This is a genomic window from Alteromonas sp. 14N.309.X.WAT.G.H12, from assembly GCF_036697315.1.
In the GTDB taxonomy this organism is placed as follows: Bacteria; Pseudomonadota; Gammaproteobacteria; order Enterobacterales; family Alteromonadaceae; genus Alteromonas.
The window spans coordinates 1-452 of record NZ_JBAHZB010000255.1 but is presented as its reverse complement, the minus strand read 5'-3'; the positions used below and the strand labels follow the sequence as shown (position 1 = coordinate 452).

General features: G+C 65.0%; 1 pseudogene. It reads left to right on the top strand.

What is annotated here, in order from left to right:
* Nucleotides 1-452: pseudogene (locus V5298_RS20875) on the top strand (hypothetical protein); the annotation flags it as partial.

The following is a 452-nucleotide window of genomic DNA, read 5'->3' as shown; positions in this document are numbered from 1 at the left end:
GATCACCTCACCGCGATTCATCATCGCGGACGAACCCACCACCGCACTCGACTCCATCACGCAACGCCAGATCGTGGACCTGCTGACCTCGCTGGTGGACGACGCCGGTGCCTCCATGCTGTTCATCACCCACGATTTCTCCGTACTCGCGCGTGCCACCACCCGCTGCTACGTGCTGGACGCCGGCCGCATCGTCGAATCCGGACCCACCGCCGACCTGCTCGCCTCCGCGGCCTGCATGGACAAGCATTACACGAAGGTGCTGCTTGCGGCCGCCGGCATTCCCGTCGCGCCTGGCATCACGCTCGACGCGCGTTCCTTCGACAAGGCTTCCGAATTCAAGACCGACGCCGATGCGATCATGGCGCAGGTTAGCGAAGCCGGCTTGCAGTATCCGCTGTTCGTCAAGCCGTCCCGCGCCGGCTCCAGCTTCGGCGTGACCAAGGTGGAGC